General features: G+C 60.9%; 14 protein-coding genes and 3 pseudogenes. 11 read left to right on the top strand and 6 right to left on the bottom strand.

All coding sequences use genetic code 11. From position 1 onward, the window contains the following. Window positions 1–514: 514 nt before the first annotated feature. The 7 genes from WCB02_RS27125 to WCB02_RS27155 all read left to right on the top strand — a co-directional run bounded on the left by WCB02_RS27125 (window position 515) and on the right by WCB02_RS27155 (window position 9,432). On the top strand, window positions 515–748 hold the full coding sequence (locus tag WCB02_RS27125; RefSeq protein WP_423962835.1) for a hypothetical protein: 234 nt from the start codon (window positions 515–517) through the stop codon (window positions 746–748). Between the two features lie 250 nt (window positions 749–998). Next, the gene (locus WCB02_RS27130) at window positions 999–2,420 is read left to right on the top strand and encodes an MFS transporter (protein WP_423962836.1); all 1,422 of its coding nucleotides are present in this window, start codon (window positions 999–1,001) and stop codon (window positions 2,418–2,420) included. A gap of 126 nt (window positions 2,421–2,546) precedes the next feature. Further along, the gene (locus WCB02_RS27135) at window positions 2,547–4,025 is read left to right on the top strand and encodes a cytochrome-c peroxidase (protein WP_423962837.1); all 1,479 of its coding nucleotides are present in this window, start codon (window positions 2,547–2,549) and stop codon (window positions 4,023–4,025) included. Window positions 4,026–4,350: 325 nt separating this feature from the next. Further along, window positions 4,351–5,817: a sensor histidine kinase gene (locus WCB02_RS27140; RefSeq protein ID WP_423962838.1), complete on the top strand. Its 1,467-nt coding sequence runs from the start codon at window positions 4,351–4,353 to the stop codon at window positions 5,815–5,817. 163 nt (window positions 5,818–5,980) lie between these two features. Further along, the gene (locus WCB02_RS27145; protein WP_423962839.1) at window positions 5,981–7,456 is read left to right on the top strand and encodes a catalase; all 1,476 of its coding nucleotides are present in this window, start codon (window positions 5,981–5,983) and stop codon (window positions 7,454–7,456) included. Between the two features lie 212 nt (window positions 7,457–7,668). Next, complete coding sequence (locus WCB02_RS27150) at window positions 7,669–7,977, top strand: hypothetical protein (RefSeq protein ID WP_423962840.1); 309 nt, start codon at window positions 7,669–7,671, stop codon at window positions 7,975–7,977. Between the two features lie 333 nt (window positions 7,978–8,310). Continuing rightward, entirely contained in the window at window positions 8,311–9,432 is a 1,122-nt protein-coding gene (locus WCB02_RS27155) for a sulfite oxidase (protein WP_423962841.1), read from the top strand. A gap of 34 nt (window positions 9,433–9,466) precedes the next feature. On the opposite strand, the gene WCB02_RS27160 is transcribed toward WCB02_RS27155, so the two are convergent. Then, window positions 9,467–10,651 (bottom strand): acyltransferase family protein, encoded by a 1,185-nt coding sequence (locus WCB02_RS27160; protein ID WP_423962842.1) that lies wholly within the window; start codon window positions 10,649–10,651, stop codon window positions 9,467–9,469. A gap of 159 nt (window positions 10,652–10,810) precedes the next feature. Further along, window positions 10,811–11,035 carry a hypothetical protein gene (locus tag WCB02_RS27165; protein WP_423962843.1) on the bottom strand — a complete coding sequence of 75 codons (225 nt, stop codon included), beginning with the start codon at window positions 11,033–11,035 and terminating at the stop codon, window positions 10,811–10,813. Between the two features lie 447 nt (window positions 11,036–11,482). Here WCB02_RS27165 and WCB02_RS27170 point away from each other — a divergent pair, with 447 nt between their 5' ends. After that, window positions 11,483–11,689, top strand: coding sequence for a hypothetical protein (locus tag WCB02_RS27170; RefSeq protein WP_423962844.1), 207 nt, complete (start codon window positions 11,483–11,485; stop codon window positions 11,687–11,689). A 246-nt stretch (window positions 11,690–11,935) separates the two neighbouring features. Here the strand turns inward: WCB02_RS27170 and WCB02_RS27175 are convergent, their stop codons facing one another. The 3 genes and pseudogenes from WCB02_RS27175 to WCB02_RS27185 form a co-directional block, all read right to left on the bottom strand. Then, window positions 11,936–12,328, bottom strand: coding sequence for a type II toxin-antitoxin system HicB family antitoxin (locus WCB02_RS27175; RefSeq protein WP_423962845.1), 393 nt, complete (start codon window positions 12,326–12,328; stop codon window positions 11,936–11,938). 66 nt (window positions 12,329–12,394) lie between these two features. After that, the gene (locus WCB02_RS27180; protein ID WP_423962846.1) at window positions 12,395–12,583 is read right to left on the bottom strand and encodes a type II toxin-antitoxin system HicA family toxin; all 189 of its coding nucleotides are present in this window, start codon (window positions 12,581–12,583) and stop codon (window positions 12,395–12,397) included. A gap of 315 nt (window positions 12,584–12,898) precedes the next feature. Then, window positions 12,899–13,278, bottom strand: a pseudogene (locus tag WCB02_RS27185) (DNA adenine methylase); the annotation flags it as partial. Window positions 13,279–13,572: 294 nt separating this feature from the next. Between WCB02_RS27185 and WCB02_RS27190 the strand changes: the two are divergent. The 3 genes and pseudogenes from WCB02_RS27190 to WCB02_RS27200 all read left to right on the top strand — a co-directional run bounded on the left by WCB02_RS27190 (window position 13,573) and on the right by WCB02_RS27200 (window position 14,641). After that, window positions 13,573–13,830, top strand: a pseudogene (locus tag WCB02_RS27190) (BrnT family toxin). 16 nt (window positions 13,831–13,846) lie between these two features. After that, window positions 13,847–14,146, top strand: coding sequence for a BrnA antitoxin family protein (locus WCB02_RS27195; protein ID WP_423962847.1), 300 nt, complete (start codon window positions 13,847–13,849; stop codon window positions 14,144–14,146). A 330-nt stretch (window positions 14,147–14,476) separates the two neighbouring features. Next, window positions 14,477–14,641 (top strand): hypothetical protein, encoded by a 165-nt coding sequence (locus WCB02_RS27200; protein ID WP_423962848.1) that lies wholly within the window; start codon window positions 14,477–14,479, stop codon window positions 14,639–14,641. A 260-nt stretch (window positions 14,642–14,901) separates the two neighbouring features. Here WCB02_RS27200 and WCB02_RS27205 read toward each other — a convergent pair. Continuing rightward, a pseudogene (locus WCB02_RS27205) lies at window positions 14,902–15,195 on the bottom strand (flavin-dependent monooxygenase); the annotation flags it as partial.

Genomic DNA, 15,195 nt, shown 5'->3' on the forward strand with positions numbered 1-15,195 from the left:
CTGTCGGCCGTGCGACGCCGTCGGCGGCTTTGGCTCGGCAACAACCAGGCACTCAACGAATATCGGACACGCGGCCGCTCGCGTCGTCTGAAATCGAGTTTAGTTTCCTAAACATCAATTTAATGGCTCGCGTTGGCGCATTGGATAGTCGTTGACCAGGACACAACCAGAGGGATCCCTGCAGATGAGAACCTCGACCAACCGATCGCCGGCGCCGAACGAGGCAACCATTCGAACGAGAGTTTCAACAACAAGCTCCGCGCTCGATCGCGCAGAATGGCATCGCGTGGACCAGCGGCTCGACGAGGAATTGCGAGACACATTCCCCGCGAGCGATGCTCTTTCGGTCACGCGAAATCCATCCGGCAGCTGATCGCGACGGCTTCGGTACCTACCGACCTCGCGCATCAGTGACATGACGTGAGGAAATGTTCTCTTTCACCCGTCGATCATCTCTCTACTTCCGTTACGAAGCCAACAGCTGTTGGCTGTTCACAGCGAATGGAGAAATAGAATGATCAAGGTTGAACTTCTGTCGGCTGCACTGATCGCCACTACCGTGCTGACCACTCCCGTGATGGCTCAAGGCAGCCATGCGCGGCACCTCGCGGCACGCGCCGATGCTGGCGCGCTCGATGGCGCACGCTACATCGACGGACGCGTTTGCGTCCCGGCTCCGCGCGTCGGCGCATTCGCCACGCAACCCTGGGACAACGCTACCCCTTGCGAGCCCGATACGGGCTATTGATCGCCCGCATCTCTAAGGCGACCGAACCGAAAGAGGTCGGGCCGGAAGTGAAACTCCGCGAGCTCGACTTCTTCCGTGGCCTTTCATGCTTTGTGGTCCGAGACGACCTTCAACTTATTCGTTGAGGCGACCCCGAACAGGCTTCCCTCGACACGCAAGACATTCAAGCCCACACATATGCGGCATGCAGAAAGCAGCCTGTCTGCTCATCGTGTCCGCACTACATCCGACCCGTTGGAGGTTTTATCGAATGTCCACCGCGACAATTTCGGCGAATGCGCCGATCGCGATCGATGGCCTGGAGGCGAAACAGCGCAGATGGGCCGCTGCCGCGATCTTCACCGCGCTTGCGATGGCGTCGCTCGACACGGCGATCGCAAATATCGCCCTCCCCGCTATCGCAACCGATCTTCACAGCACCCCTGCTGATGTGATCTGGGTTGTGAACGTCTATCAGATTGTCTTGGTTGCGACGCTGTTGCCGCTCGCGGCGCTTGGCGAGATCGCAGGTCACCGACGCGTCTATCTCGCAGGCCTGTTCCTGTTCACGCTGGCGTCGTTTGCCTGCAGCTGCGCCTGGTCACTACCCACCCTGCTGACGGCGCGCGTGCTGCAGGGTCTGGGCGCCGGGGGCATATTGAGTGTGAATACGGCATTGGTTCGCTTCGTTTATCCGGGCCGTTTGGAGGGCCGCGGTTTCGGGCACAATGCCTTGGTGGTTGCGACCGCGTTCACCCTCGGCCCGACGATTGCTTCCGGCATTCTCGCGATCGGACCGTGGAGCTGGCTGTTTGCCATCAATATTCCCTTCGGCCTGGTCGCAATTCTGATTGGGCTGCGAACATTGCCGCGGACTCCGACAGCGACGCACGCCTTCGATTTTATCGGCGCTCTGATGGCTGCCGCTTGTCTCGGACTTTTCGTCCTGGGGATCGGAAGCGCGGCCCATCACGCGCGGCCTGGGCTTGTCCTGATCGAGCTTGTCTCAGCCGTGTTGCTCGGCTGGATTCTGATCCGCAGGCAGGCGGATTCTCCGGCGCCTGTGCTGCCAATCGACCTGTTTCGCAAGCCCGTCTTCGCGCTCTCGACTGCGACAGCGATTTGCTCGTTTGCGGTCCAGGGCCTGGCTTTCGTCTCCCTGCCGTTCTACTTCGAGGACATTCTTGGCCGTTCGCAAGTCGAGACCGGCTTTTTCATGACCCCCTGGCCGCTCGTGGTGGCCATCATGGCACCGATCGCCGGACGTCTGTCCGATCGCCATCCCGCGGGTATCCTCGGCGGCCTCGGTCTCGCCTTGCTTGGCTTCGGGATGGCGCTGTTGGCGATGCTCCCAGTAAGCCCGCATGTTCTCGATATCTTCTGGCGCATGGCCATCTGCGGATGCGGCTTTGGCTTTTTCCAGGCGCCGAACATGAAGGCCTTGATGTCCAGCGCGCCGCCCGATCGTAGCGGAAGCGCAAGCGGCGTGGTAGCGACGGCCCGCCTGACGGGACAGACGATCGGAGCCGCGCTTGCCGCCCTCTGCTTTGGCCTCAGCGGCCGCGAGGGGGCAACGCTCGCGCTGGTGCTTGGAGCGATATTCGCCGCGGTCGGATGCGGGATGAGCGTCCTGCGTCTGGTTGCCGCTCCGCAAGCTAAGCCCTCGGCTTTGGGAATGAGATCAGCGCGTTGATCCGTCATCCTCGAAACTCGTAAAAGAGAATTTAGTGGTCCGCCGCGGGATATCGTCTTAAAGCCACTGGGCCACTGTGCTATGTTATTCGCACAGTCTTTGGGTACTGGCTCGCAGGGGTCCCGCGTGAAGACGCAGCGTACGCCTTTGTCGATCGCAGCGGCGATAGTCCTCTCGACTGTTGGTGCGCAAGCGCCGAACGCTGAGGAAGCGAGCCCAAATCTCTCACCTCTGGCGCTGCAGGAAATTGCGCAGGTTGAGGCCGAGATCGACCGCATCGAAGCGCAGACTGTAGAGCGGCTTGCAGCGCCGCCGGACAATCAGCCCCAGCAGGTCGAATTGGTCGGCAAGTCGATGCTTTACGACAGGAATTTGTCGGTCTACCGCAACGAGGCTTGCGCCTTCTGCCATACACCAGAGACGGGCTTTACCGGTCCGGTGTCCGAGCTGAACCGTACGACCGGCGCCTATCCCGGATCGGTGCGCACGCGATTCAGCGATCGCAAACCGCAAACGCACGCCTATGCGCCGCTCTCGCCCGTCTTGCATTACAATCCCGGCCAGGGCGACCTCGTCGGAGGCAATTTCTGGGACATGCGTGCGACAGGACGCCGACTCGGTAATCCTGCTGCCGAACAAGCGGAAGGTCCGCCGACCAACCCGGTGGAGATGGGCCTGCCCGATATCGCCTGCGCGGTCTATCGCGCCTCGCAGCGACCCTATCGCGTCCTGTTCGAGAACATTTGGGGACCACAGGCCTTCGCGATTGCATGGCCGACCGACGTGGAGCAGGTCTGCGACCGGCCAGGACCAGCTGCCGCCGCCGATCCGTTACCGGTCCATCTCAGCCCGGTCGACCGCGGTCGGGCCGGCACGACCTTTGATCAGATGGCGCAATCGATCGCCGGCTATGAGGCCTCAGCCGAGGTGACGTCGTTCACGTCCAAATATGACGCCGTGCTCGCGAAGAAAGCGGAGTTCACGGCGCAGGAAAAGGCGGGATACGATCTGTTTCGCGGCAAGGCGCACTGCAACGAATGCCACCGCGACGGCGGGCCCGGGGAAGACCCGCTGTTCACCGATTTCACCGCCAGCAATATCGGTACTCCAGCGAACCCGAGGCTTCCCTACTATGGCGAAGATCGGCCCGACGCATTGGGCTATGTTGCCAACCCGCGAGGAGCCTCATTCATCGATGGCGGGGTCGGCAATTTCCTCGACCATGGACAGCTGCTTAGCCAACCCTCCGCTGTGGATCAGCGATGGGTCAAGCTGGCGCCGGACAACAAGGCGCGAATTCAAGTACCGACCTTGCGCAATGTGGACAAGCGACCCTCTCCGGCCTTTGTGAAGGCCTACGGACACAATGGATATTTCACAAGCCTGAAGCAGATCGTGCATTTCTACAACACGCGCGACGTGCTGCCGCGATGCAAGCCCCACGATGCCGGCGAAGGCACGACTTGCTGGCCCGCACCGGAATCGACCGACAACATGAACACGAGCAAAATCGGTCACCTCGGCCTGTCCGACGCGGAAGAGGATGCGCTTGTGGCCTTCATGCAGACGCTGACGGATGGATTCACGTCTCGCGATCAGCCGTAGGTTTTGCGCGGATCGCCCACAGGGTAAGCCGCACGGCGATACCCAGGTATCGACCCCCCAACCAATTTGGTGGCCCGACTGAGCCCGGTGGCAATGGAGCCATTCGCCCGGAACGAACTAGGCTGAACAAGTCGGGCTTGGTGAATGCGAGCATCGAAGCTCATTCAAACCGCGAGCGGTTCATGTTTGGCGCGACAAACTTCGCAGGGCAACCGGACGGACGTCGGACACGTCGTGTCGGGGTGTCATCAATATTTTGCGAAGCAAGCCGAAACGTCGAACGCCTCCGTATCCTTCGGAGTCACTAATGCAGCTCCCTGAGTGCATGCGCTCAAGCACCTTCCGCTGGACGTTGCTGGCGACCGGCCTGTTCGCGGCCGTCATCGTCGCCTTGCTGGCCTTTGTCTACTCGAAGACGAAGCATGACCTGACGACGCGAACTGACGGTATGATCGCCGCGCAACTCGACGTTATTACGGCCTTGTCTCCCGAGCAGAGGCTGGATGCGATCAACGAGCGACTGAAGCAGGATCCCCGTCGGGTTCAGCTGGCTGGGTTATTTGGTCCGGGCGGCCGGAGGATTGCGGGTAACGTTGAGAGCCTGCCACCCGCCCTCAAGATCGATAACGCGATACAAAGCGCGATCGTCGACAGAATAGACCAAGCCGGCCGTGAGAAGCAGTCGGCCCGCACGATTGGACGAACTCTGCCGACTGGCGACATCCTGGTCATTGGGCGGAATGTCGATGAAGTCACGCAGATTGCGGGTATCGTCGGCTGGGCGCTCGCTGTCGGCCTGATCGCAGTCGTTTCTCTCTGCCTCACATCGGGTGCGCTGTTGAGCCTCCGCGCCGATTCACGCATCGCGGAGATTAGACATCGGGTCCAGCGGATCGTCGCCGGCGATTTGCACGAACGGCTTCCACATCGGACGGCCGATGATCCCTTCTCCAAACTCGCGATGGTCGTCAATGGCATGCTCGACGAGATGGAAACTCTCGTCCATTCCCTCGCAGGCGTCGGTCATAACATCGCGCATGATCTGCGAACGCCGTTGACCCGGGCGCGGCTCACGCTTGAACGCGGCCGCAGCAACGCCAAGACGCTGGAGCAGTTGCAGACGGTCGCTGACAAGACAATCGACGGGCTCGATCAATCGCTGTCGATCATCACCGCCATCCTGCGGCTTGCGGAAATCGAGAACAGCCAGCGCATGGCCGGCTTCGGCAAGGTCGAGCTTTCGGACCTCGTACGCGAAGTGGGCGACATGTACGAGCCGATTGCGGAAGACAAGGGCATTGCGCTGCGCATCCAGGCCCCGCATGAACTGAGCGCGCATGGCGACCGCGACCTTCTGATCGAGGCGGTCGCCAACCTCGTCGACAACGCTGTGAAATTTACACCCTCCGGCGGCCAGGTGGAAATCGGGCTGGTTTGTGCGCATGGCGAAAACATCGTGCGCGTGAGAGATACCGGTTCCGGCATCAGCGAACACGAACGCGATGCGGTCTTGAAGCGGTTCTACCGGTCGGATCGAACCAAGCACGCATCGGGCCTCGGCCTCGGCCTGAACCTGGTGGCCGCGATCACGCGATTGCACGGCTTCCGGTTCACGATCGTTCCGGGGCCCGGCTGCGTGGTCGAGATCGCGTGTCCGCATGCACCAGAGTCCGATCTCGAGCGTCCGCGAGACCGTCCGTTCAAGTCGGCCCATCCAAGTGCCAGCGCTCGGTCCGATTCAGCGCTCGGCGCTGGCGTGCCGATGAGGCTTGCGCGTGCGACGCATGGCTAAACCATAGTATCGAGGTCGCCAACCAATCCGTTAGTGGGCTAAGCCCGGTGGCAATAGAGTCATTCGTGTCGCTCCCGTTAAATGCCGACAGAGGCAACAGGCGCATCAACAGAGGCGACGCCGACGGCCATGGCCAATCAACGTTGAACCGAGGAGCAATGAGATGAGCAAAAATTCCGAGCGTCCACCGTTAACCCATGCCTCGGGTACGCCGGTCACGGACAATCTCAACATTGAGACTGCCGGTCCGCGCGGTCCGGCACTGTTGCAGGATGTCTGGCTCATCGAAAAGCTGGCCCATTTCCATCGCGAAGTGATCCCGGAGCGTCGCATGCACGCCAAGGGCTCCGGCGCACACGGCACCTTCACCGTCACGCATGATATTACGCGCTACTCCAGGGCCAGGATCTTTTCCGAGATCGGCAAGCAGACGCCGATGTTTGCCCGCTTCTCGACTGTCGCGGGCGAGCGCGGCGCCGCAGACGCCGAACGCGATATCCGCGGCTTCGCGCTGAAATTCTATACCGAGGAAGGCAACTGGGACGTCGTCGGCAACAACACGCCGGTATTCTTCTTCCGCGACCCGCTGCGCTTCCCCGATCTCAACCACGCCATCAAGCGCGACCCGCGCACCGGCCTGCGCAGTGCCGACAACAACTGGGACTTCTGGACGCTGCTGCCCGAAGCGCTGCACCAGGTCACGATCGTCATGAGCGATCGCGGCATCCCGAGCAGTTTTCGTCACATGCACGGCTTCGGCAGTCACACCTACAGCTTCCTCAACTCCGCAAACGAGCGCATCTGGGTCAAGTTCCATTTCCGGACCCAGCAGGGCATCCAGAACCTGACGGACGCCGAAGCCGAGGCTGTGGTCGGCAAGGACCGTGAGAGCCACCAGCGCGACCTGTTCGAAAGCATCGAGGCCGGGAATTTCCCGCGCTGGAAGCTCTTCATCCAGGTGATGACGGACAGCGAGGCGCAGGCATTCCCCTTCAATCCCTTTGATCTGACGAAGGTCTGGCCCAAGGGCAGTTTCCCGCTGATCGAGGTCGGGCATTTTGAGCTCAACCGAAACCCGGAAAACTTCTTTGCGGAAATCGAGCAGGCGGCATTCTCGCCCGCCAACATCGTGCCGGGCATCGGCTATTCACCCGACAAGATGCTGCAGGCGCGGCTGTTCTCCTATGGCGATGCGCAGCGCTACCGGCTCGGAGTCAATCATCACCACATCCCGGTCAACGCGCCGAAATGCCCGTTCCACAGCTATCACCGTGATGGCGCCATGCGCACCGATGGCAACCTCGGGGGAACGCCGACCTATTTCCCCAATAGCCAGGGCGAGTGGACCGATCAGCCGCAGCTTAACGAGCCACCGCTCGAGCTTACCGGCGCCGCCGCGCATTGGGATCACCGGGTGGATGACGATCACTGGCAACAGCCAGGCGACCTTTTCCGCAGGATGAGTCCACAACAGAAGCAGGCGCTGTTCGACAACACCGCCCGCCAGATCGGCGCGACAGCGCGGCACATCCAGGAGCGGCATATCGCCAACTGCGCCAAGGCCGATCCGGCCTACGGCGATGGCGTCGCCAAGGCGCTGGGCATCGACTTCAAATCGCTGATGGTCGCGGCGGAGTAGGCCGGTGGCTTCGTTGTCCGGCAGGTGCTCGCGCGAGCCGCCGGCAACGACGACCTCTACTTCCGCGACGCGCGGCGCGTCCGATTGTGACGATGCCAACGACGTGACGATCACGATGGCAAAGGCCAGAATAGAATTTACTCGAGCGACCGGCGCGGCGTGATGTGCCTCTGGTCGCGAGTTGAAGTCCCAACCAATTGGGGCCGTCCTCGATGAGCCAACTCAGCCTTCTCGGTCTCTCTGGCAGCCTGCGCCGCGCGCTTTGGAACAAGCCGGTGCTAACGATGACGGCATCTCCCGCCTTCACCGGCGGTGTGCGCGCACGGCAGCAGATCAACGAGACGCTTCTGTCAATCCCGGCGCGCCCTGTTCTCCGGCCGCAGATTGTGATTGGCGGCGTGCATGGGAAGGTGCGCGATGGCCGCCTCATCGATGAAGCCGCGCTTGGCTTCGCGCTTTCGGGTGTCGATGATCTCTTCGAGGAGATCAGGGCAGCGCGCTCCGTGCGAGCGGCGGCATAGCCGCCACGGCCGCTGAGCCTCTGCCCGGTATGGCGGGAACCATTCGTCGCGCTGGGTGTCGACATTCCAGCAAACCCGGTCGCGGTCGCCGGGGCCATGCTGCGGAGTTTAGCTGCCTGAAATCGAATTTAGTGGTCTGCGCCGCCAAACTGCCTAGCTAGATTGTTGCACGAACCCGGCAATGAAAGGTTCCGCGATATTGCGCGGTTGGTGAAAGAACGCTGCTGTAGCGAGTTGCTCCTAGCGGTAGCGCTAGCGGTCGGCGCGGCGATCTTATGCATTTGTCCGGTTACGCTGACCGATTTCGGCTCAAGATCTCGACCGGAGAACTCTATGGATATGAAAGTCAAGAATTGGTCTGGCACAATCCCGCGCCCCGTTGGACTGATCATCCGGCAAAAAGATCCGAACAATCTCGAAATGCCCTTCGATCAGCTCGATGATTTTATCACGCCGACCGAACTGTTTTACATACGCAGTCATTTCCCAACGCCGGAACTGGATCCTCTCAGCTATCGCCTCTCGACAGGGGGTGCAGTGCGCAGGGAGTTGAGCATGAGCTATGCGGACATCCGCGCCATGCCTTCGCGGAGCTGCATCGCCACGCTGGAATGCGCCGGCAACGGCCGCGTTTTCCTGGCGCCGCCCGTGCCAGGAGCACAATGGGAACTCGGCGCGGTCGGCAATGCTGAATGGACCGGTGTTCCGCTTTCCTTTCTCCTGGAGCACGCCGGACTGGCCGACGATGTGGTCGAGATCGTTTTGGAAGGCGCCGACCGCGGCGCGCCGAAGGAGGAGCCCAAACCACCGGGTCAGATCTCATATGCCCGCAGCATCCGGAGGGCACGGGCCATGGAGCACGACGTGCTGATCGCCTACCAGATGAACGGTCAGGACCTGCCCCCTGATCATGGTTACCCATTGCGAGCGATAGTGCCGGGGCACTACGGTATGGCGTCGGTCAAGTGGCTGACCAACATCGTTGCGGCCACCCAACCGTTCCAAGGCTACTGGCAGACCTCTGATTACGGCTATTGGGATGATTCAGACGGGACACCCGTACGCCGGCCGCTCGCGGAAATGCACCTGAAGTCGCAGATCGCGCTTCCCCGTGTGTACGAGAGACTCCAACCCAATCGCCCCTACACTATTTTCGGCGCCGCTTGGGCGGGGGATACCGATGTCACCGAAATCTGGATCAGCCTTGATGGCGGAGCATCATGGGTCAAGGGCGATTTTATCGATCCGATAAACCGGCATGCCTGGCGCCGCTGGAAATACGACTGGACGACGCCGCCGCGACCGGGCCGCTATACGCTGTTGGCGCGCGCGACCGCGGCAGACGGGTGTGTTCAGCCGGACGGCCACAATCCGAATTTCGGCAGCTATGTCATCGATCATCCGCTGCCGATCGAGGTCTTTGTAACCTCGCTTGAAGCATGCCCTGGCTCGTAACGGTTACGCTATCCGCGCGCCAGAGTGTCCGGTCTCAGATCATCTGTGCAAGTGCCGGAACTTTCCGCAGCAGCACGGTAAGCGCCCAGCTCATCGAAAGCGTCCCGGTGAATACGACGGCGAATTTGACGACCGCAGGCAACGGTGGATCGTAAACGGCGTACTGCAGCCAGATGATGAAAACGTAGTGAAGGAGGTAGATACCGTAGGCCGAGGGCTGCATCGCGTCCAGCACTCTCAAATCGGTCCGCGCCAGGCGCAATGAAACCGCCAACACCGTCAAAGCCATTGCCGCGCTGAGCATCGCAAAGGCCAGGCCGTACGCCATTTTCCACGGGAGTGGTGGCGACGCGAAATTCGCTATCCAATTGTGGTGGGCATAGACCAGCAGCAGGATCGCAACATAGAACAGCACTGCAAAGGCCAGCCAGATGAACCAGCGGCTCGCGATTTCGCCGTTCTCCGCGAGGACGCCTGCCCTGAGAATGACGACGCCGATACCGACGCCGGTAAAGAAATACGCAGGGTAAAGCAGGACGCGGCTGGTCTGGATCGGGAATGGATAGTGTCCCGGCTGGAACCAGCTTCCATCGCCGAACAAAAGATGCATCGGCAAATAGGTCACGATCGAGACGATCATGAACGCGACAAAGGCCGTGTACGGGTGGTCACGCAACGCAAAAATCAGCAGGCCGAATGCCCGCAGGATTCGCGGCGCGATCGACCAGGCCGCGACGGCGATCATGTCGAACGCCAGCAGAACCCAGAGGAACCACGACTGTCCTGACGGCCACGGCCCGATCGCCAGCATATGCCACCAGAAATGAAAAAAATTGAAATCCGTTGTGCCCGGTGAATGATAGCGCAGGAACGACGCATAATAGGCAAGCGGTATCAGCACGAAGATCGATATCAGCAACGGCACCCCTAAGCGCCACGCGCGGTAGCACAGGTACCCCGCCGGTCCCCTGCGTGCGAGGCTATCATGGACGAAAAGTCCCGAGACCAGAAACATGAACGCCATGAAGAAGCTATCATTGAAAAGCACGACCAGATCGAAGCCGAGCCAGCGCATCCGGTCGCCGTTGCCGAAATAGGTGTAGTTGACGACGGAATGGTGGACGACCACCAGAAGCGTGATGAAGGTGCGCGCGCGGTCGAGCGCAACGATGCGTCCCGTTGCCGTGGTTTGTTCCTTTACAACAATCTCGTGTCGCATTTGTCAGATTTCCAAAACCGCTATGGGATCTGTTCGAGTCCCACCGATGCGCGGCGGCCGACACCGGTCCGCATTTTACTGGCTTTTGTGGAGTTCATCGTGCCGTCCCGGCTACGGCGCCGTGCGAATTGGAAATGCAAGTTGGCCGCCCGAAAGCCATCAACATCGCCGCCCCTCTTGCGCGAGATCAAGATCGCTGAAATTCCGAATGACCTGGGCTACGCAGAGCGCCGTCTGCCTAGACGCTGCGTTGAAGGCGATGAACAACCGGTTTCCCATGGCGGCATGGCGTGCCGGCGTGGACAGCATCGAAGCGGCGAAGACTGTGGGATATCGACGCGCGTCAACATCGCCAGTGATGAGGCCCATTGCCTTGGCGGTCATCCGAAGTCTCTCACATGCTGTCTGAATCGTTCTTTCCGGTCGGTTTGCATCAGGTCGCGCCACCCCGGACTGTTGCGACGTGCCAATTCGCAGCTTCAGAATGGCCCCAGAAGCCCGAGGAGAAGATTATTCTCCAAATCGGAAACACTGTCCCCCAACTGTCCCCGTTGGACTGCAGCTGCCTGCCCTGCGGCGCCCTCTTTTGCACGTCCTTGACCCGCTAAACTATTGCAAACGCTCACATCCCGCCATTGAACGGTAGTTTTGTAAACCGAAGGTCGGGAGTTCAATCCTCTCAACCGGCACCAGCAAAACCTTTGTTTGATTGGGCTTTTCGCGACTTTCAGGGGTCGGCAAAGCCGGCATGAACGGCGAACGGATGCGGTTTTGCCGACCCCAAAAACAGGATCAGTTGTTCACGGCGTGTTCTGGTTCTAGCGTGCCCGCATGCCCGCCGCCATCCGCATCATCAAGCACGAGGCCGTCCCGAAATGCGGCAGCTTCGAGGTCCGGTTCGCCGACGGCCGCCCCAGCGAATACTTCTACTGGGACGACGAGCCAGGCCGAAGGCTGAGACCGGAACAACTCGACAGCGAGGAGGCGCTGCGCCGCGCCAAGGCCCGCGCCAGATCCGTGCGTGATGGGACGGCATGACCTGGTCCCGCCGCTTCGAGGGCGCTGACCGCGATCATACTCACCGGTTTAGCTGCAATACGGTGTGCATGTTCGTTTATCAAGTCGTCGCATTCGGCGGCTTGCCCTCGACTTTAATGCTCCGCCCAGCCAATGCAGACAAGGAATCGGTCCCTTGCCTGGACTATTCCAAAGGCCGCTATAGTCGCATTCCGAGCAACCAGGGCCGCGCTTTTCTTCAGTCACATCATCGCCCAGACGGAGGATTTACGCAGCCATCGCCTTCTTTGCGGCTCGAGCGAGAAAGCCTGAACGCGTGAAGCCTTCGCGCTCGGCGTATTTGTCAATCTCGTCAAGAACGTCCGCAGGCAACGTTACGTTGACACGGACGCTCTTAACTTGAGCGGCTGGCGCATCTATGAGAACGGCGACACCGTCTTTGTTTTGTGCAATGGCCATGATCTCTTCGAGAGTAGAGGGCTCTGGAACGGCCTCGCCATCGTCTGCCAACCCTTCAAGATGAAAGGCCAAAGCCTCAGTTGCCATAGCACGTGCTTCATCAAGGGTGCTTCCTGCGGTGATTACGCCAGGAAGATCCGGAAACGAAACGCCGTAGTCGCTATCAGCGTCTTTGTGAATCAGAGCGATATAGTGTGCCATTTGTCATTTCTCCCGTGCGAGGGGGCGGGCCGCAATGGCCCTCATTCTCTATTTGATATTTGGTACTCATCTTAGTTTTATTGTCGCTTGCTTTTCGATGCTCCTGAGTGTCCCGATTGGGACGTCCTTGTTTGGGTGCGGAACGGTTACGCGGCCAGATTTGGTTGGGTGCTTGAATTGAACATGGCTACCCCTCTGGGCGACCGGTTCCCAACCGTCTGATTTCAGGGCCTTGATAATATCCTGCGATTTCATTGTGTATAAATACACACTCTCGCCACTCTGTCAAGCTTGTCGAGTGTATAAATACACACGGCCATATCGATATCGAATGCCCTCTCACCCGCCGCCGCAATCCCGATGCGCTCCAGGAGACTTATGCGATAACGTCCGTGTGGCTCGATCGCACCGCCCTCGGGCAACCCCGTCAACGCCGACCCGTGGGGCTGAAGCTGCGGCTTCTATCCGGAAACCCATCCCCGCGAACGGCACCGCGGCCACCTTCGACCAGGCGGGTGCTTCGAGGCCGAGCGACATAAGAAGCGCCGGCGCAAGGCCATACGCGAGCTGGAACGCCAGGCGCTGCAAATAGAGAAGCGCCCGGCCCGCTCGAGGTCGGTCAGCGTGTCCGGGTTCGAGGCCAGCAGCCGCTCGAACTCGCGGCGCGAGGCGATCTGGAATTTCAGCGTCTCCATGAATTGCGGATAGTGCCGCTGCAAGATGCGAAACAGCGTCGCGACGTCGCGCGAGATGTCGTTGACCACCTCGCGCCTGGCCGCCCAGCGCCGGCGGAAAAACACGCCGCCCATGCCGACGAACGGCTCGGCATAAGTCTCATGGTCAACCGCCTCGATGCGCCGCGCGAGCTGCTCGCCTAGCCGGCGCTTGCCGCCGATATAGGCCGCAGCGGGGCGGATCGGCGTCACCGGCCGAAAACTGCTCTCGTTCATGTCAGGGCTCAAACGGATTCGTTAACCCCTGCGGCCGATAGGTTGAGGCCGGCGGGCCGACGTTGAGCTTTTTGTCGTCGGGCGGGACCTAGTTGAAGCCGGCCCCGTAGTTCGGAGCTTTGGCGCGCTCCGGCCCCCGCCACCGTGCGGTCACGGGAAACAAAGCCCGGCAAGTGGGGAATCCGATCGCCGGGCGAGGATGGTGGGTCAGGCCTTCAGCATCAACCCGCCATGCGCCCTCTTTGTAGCTACAAATTACTTGACTGTCAGTTATTTTGTAGCTACAAACAACTCATGGAAATCGTTTGGGACGACCGAAGCGCCTGGCCAACATCGATAAACACGGGCTGGATTTCGCTGACCTGAACGAAACGTTCTTCGACAACCGTGGTGCTTCCCTCGCTCAACAAAGCCAGGCGCTGGGTCGCGGTCGGCGTCAACGCCCGCGGCGTCATCGTCGTGGTGTTCGCGAGGCTCGGCCGCGAGGGCGTAAGCATCATCAGCATGCGGGCCGCCAGCCGCGACGAAAGGAAACTCCATGAAGAGCGCTAAAAAGAAAGGAAACTCCATGAAGAGCGCTAAAAAAAAGCCCGGATACGGCGCAAAGGACCTTCGCGAGGTCAGTGATAGTCCGGAACTGACGAAGGCCGACTTCGCCAAAGCGCGGCCGTTCGGAGAGGTTTTCCCCCATCTTGCCGCATCGGTCCGCAAAGGCCGCGGCCCCAGCAAATCCCCGACCAAGAAGCTGGTCTCGCTGCGCATCAGCCCCGACGTGATCGAATATTTCAAATCGACCGGGAGCGGCTGGCAGTCGCGGATCGATGAGACGTTGCGCGGAGTCGTGAAACGCAAGGCTGCCAAGCGCTAGACCCGACGGCTGAGCGCCATCGTCTCCTCGAGCGGACCGAAGCAGTCGGCGCACGGCGCTTTCTGGCGGCGATGCTCGGAGCGCGATCGAGGCGGCCACCGCCGATCAGTCGCGGCCGTCGACCGTTCCTCCACCCCGCGCATCGGACGCTTCCTTGGCGTCCACCTTGGCTTCATTCGCCGTCGCTGGCCGCCGCCTGCGCCTGATCCCATGCCGCGGTTATGGTCACCGTCTGGTCACAGGCGAGCAGAAAAGCAGCAGAACGTGAATAGCGCCACATTTCCGCCTCCCTTATGGCGCCCGATATTTGGAACTTTGGTGTATCAGTCCGTGTCTCAGTCCGCGTCCGCCGATCTCCGAGCTCTGCCGCTTTTCCTGCGTTTGCGGCACGCTGCGGCTTGGCCGATCTATCTGGTCGGCCTGTTCCTGGACTATACGGCCGCTGCCTTCGGCCGCCTGGCCGCGCTGGTCGCCGGCGACACCTGGCCCAGATAACCCTCTGCCCGAGGTGGTTGCGACACTTGCCCGTCGAGGAGTTACGGGAGTTACGGTGACAGTCCACTTAATTCGCCGCCTGTCATCGAAATCCGCGGCTTTCTCCGAAGGCTCCTGGTCCCATCGCGCGTTTCGAGGCTCGTCGCCGACGAAGCATGATTGACCTGGTCTGCGAATTATTCCACGGCATTTCCTGGATGCATTCAAGCGCGTGAAGCCAAGGGCGCAACTCGCCATCCCCTCTCCTCGGCGGTTCGGATTCAATGTCCGCTGATCGGATCGACCGGCGGAAAGCCGAGCCTCTGCCTGCCGGCGTTGGCGTAGAGCCGCTCCTGTGCAAACACATGCTGGCTTGCCGCGTGGATATCGCGCAGCCGGCGCTGCAGCGGCGAACTGTTCATGACGGCGCTCGCGCCGGCGAGCTTGTAGCAGCCGCTGACGATCTCGGTGCAGGTGGCGTGGATCCAGGCGCTGGCCTGCAGGGCTTCGGTGAAATCCGCCCGGCCGTCCAGCGTTCCCGCGATCGCGCGCGCCCAGTGCGCGGCGGCCTGGCC

This window comes from Bradyrhizobium sp. (genome assembly GCF_049581145.1).
In the GTDB taxonomy this organism is placed as follows: Bacteria; Pseudomonadota; Alphaproteobacteria; order Rhizobiales; family Xanthobacteraceae; genus Bradyrhizobium.

What these genes read in the sequence shown, in the direction of transcription:
- WCB02_RS27140 (WP_423962838.1), top strand. Translation starts at nt 4,351, where the DNA reads ATGCGCTCAAGCACCTTCCGCTGGACGTTGCTGGCGACCGGCCTGTTC.
- WCB02_RS27195 (WP_423962847.1), top strand. Translation starts at nt 13,847, where the DNA reads ATGAAGAGCGCTAAAAAAAAGCCCGGATACGGCGCAAAGGACCTTCGC.
- WCB02_RS27160 (WP_423962842.1), bottom strand. Translation starts at nt 10,651, where the DNA reads ATGCGACACGAGATTGTTGTAAAGGAACAAACCACGGCAACGGGACGC.
- WCB02_RS27180 (WP_423962846.1), bottom strand. Translation starts at nt 12,583, where the DNA reads ATGAAATCGCAGGATATTATCAAGGCCCTGAAATCAGACGGTTGGGAA.
- WCB02_RS27155 (WP_423962841.1), top strand. Translation starts at nt 8,311, where the DNA reads ATGGATATGAAAGTCAAGAATTGGTCTGGCACAATCCCGCGCCCCGTT.
- WCB02_RS27130 (WP_423962836.1), top strand. Translation starts at nt 999, where the DNA reads ATGTCCACCGCGACAATTTCGGCGAATGCGCCGATCGCGATCGATGGC.
- WCB02_RS27150 (WP_423962840.1), top strand. Translation starts at nt 7,669, where the DNA reads ATGAGCCAACTCAGCCTTCTCGGTCTCTCTGGCAGCCTGCGCCGCGCG.
- WCB02_RS27175 (WP_423962845.1), bottom strand. Translation starts at nt 12,328, where the DNA reads ATGGCACACTATATCGCTCTGATTCACAAAGACGCTGATAGCGACTAC.
- WCB02_RS27145 (WP_423962839.1), top strand. Translation starts at nt 5,981, where the DNA reads ATGAGCAAAAATTCCGAGCGTCCACCGTTAACCCATGCCTCGGGTACG.
- WCB02_RS27125 (WP_423962835.1), top strand. Translation starts at nt 515, where the DNA reads ATGATCAAGGTTGAACTTCTGTCGGCTGCACTGATCGCCACTACCGTG.
- WCB02_RS27165 (WP_423962843.1), bottom strand. Translation starts at nt 11,035, where the DNA reads ATGACCGCCAAGGCAATGGGCCTCATCACTGGCGATGTTGACGCGCGT.
- WCB02_RS27170 (WP_423962844.1), top strand. Translation starts at nt 11,483, where the DNA reads ATGCCCGCCGCCATCCGCATCATCAAGCACGAGGCCGTCCCGAAATGC.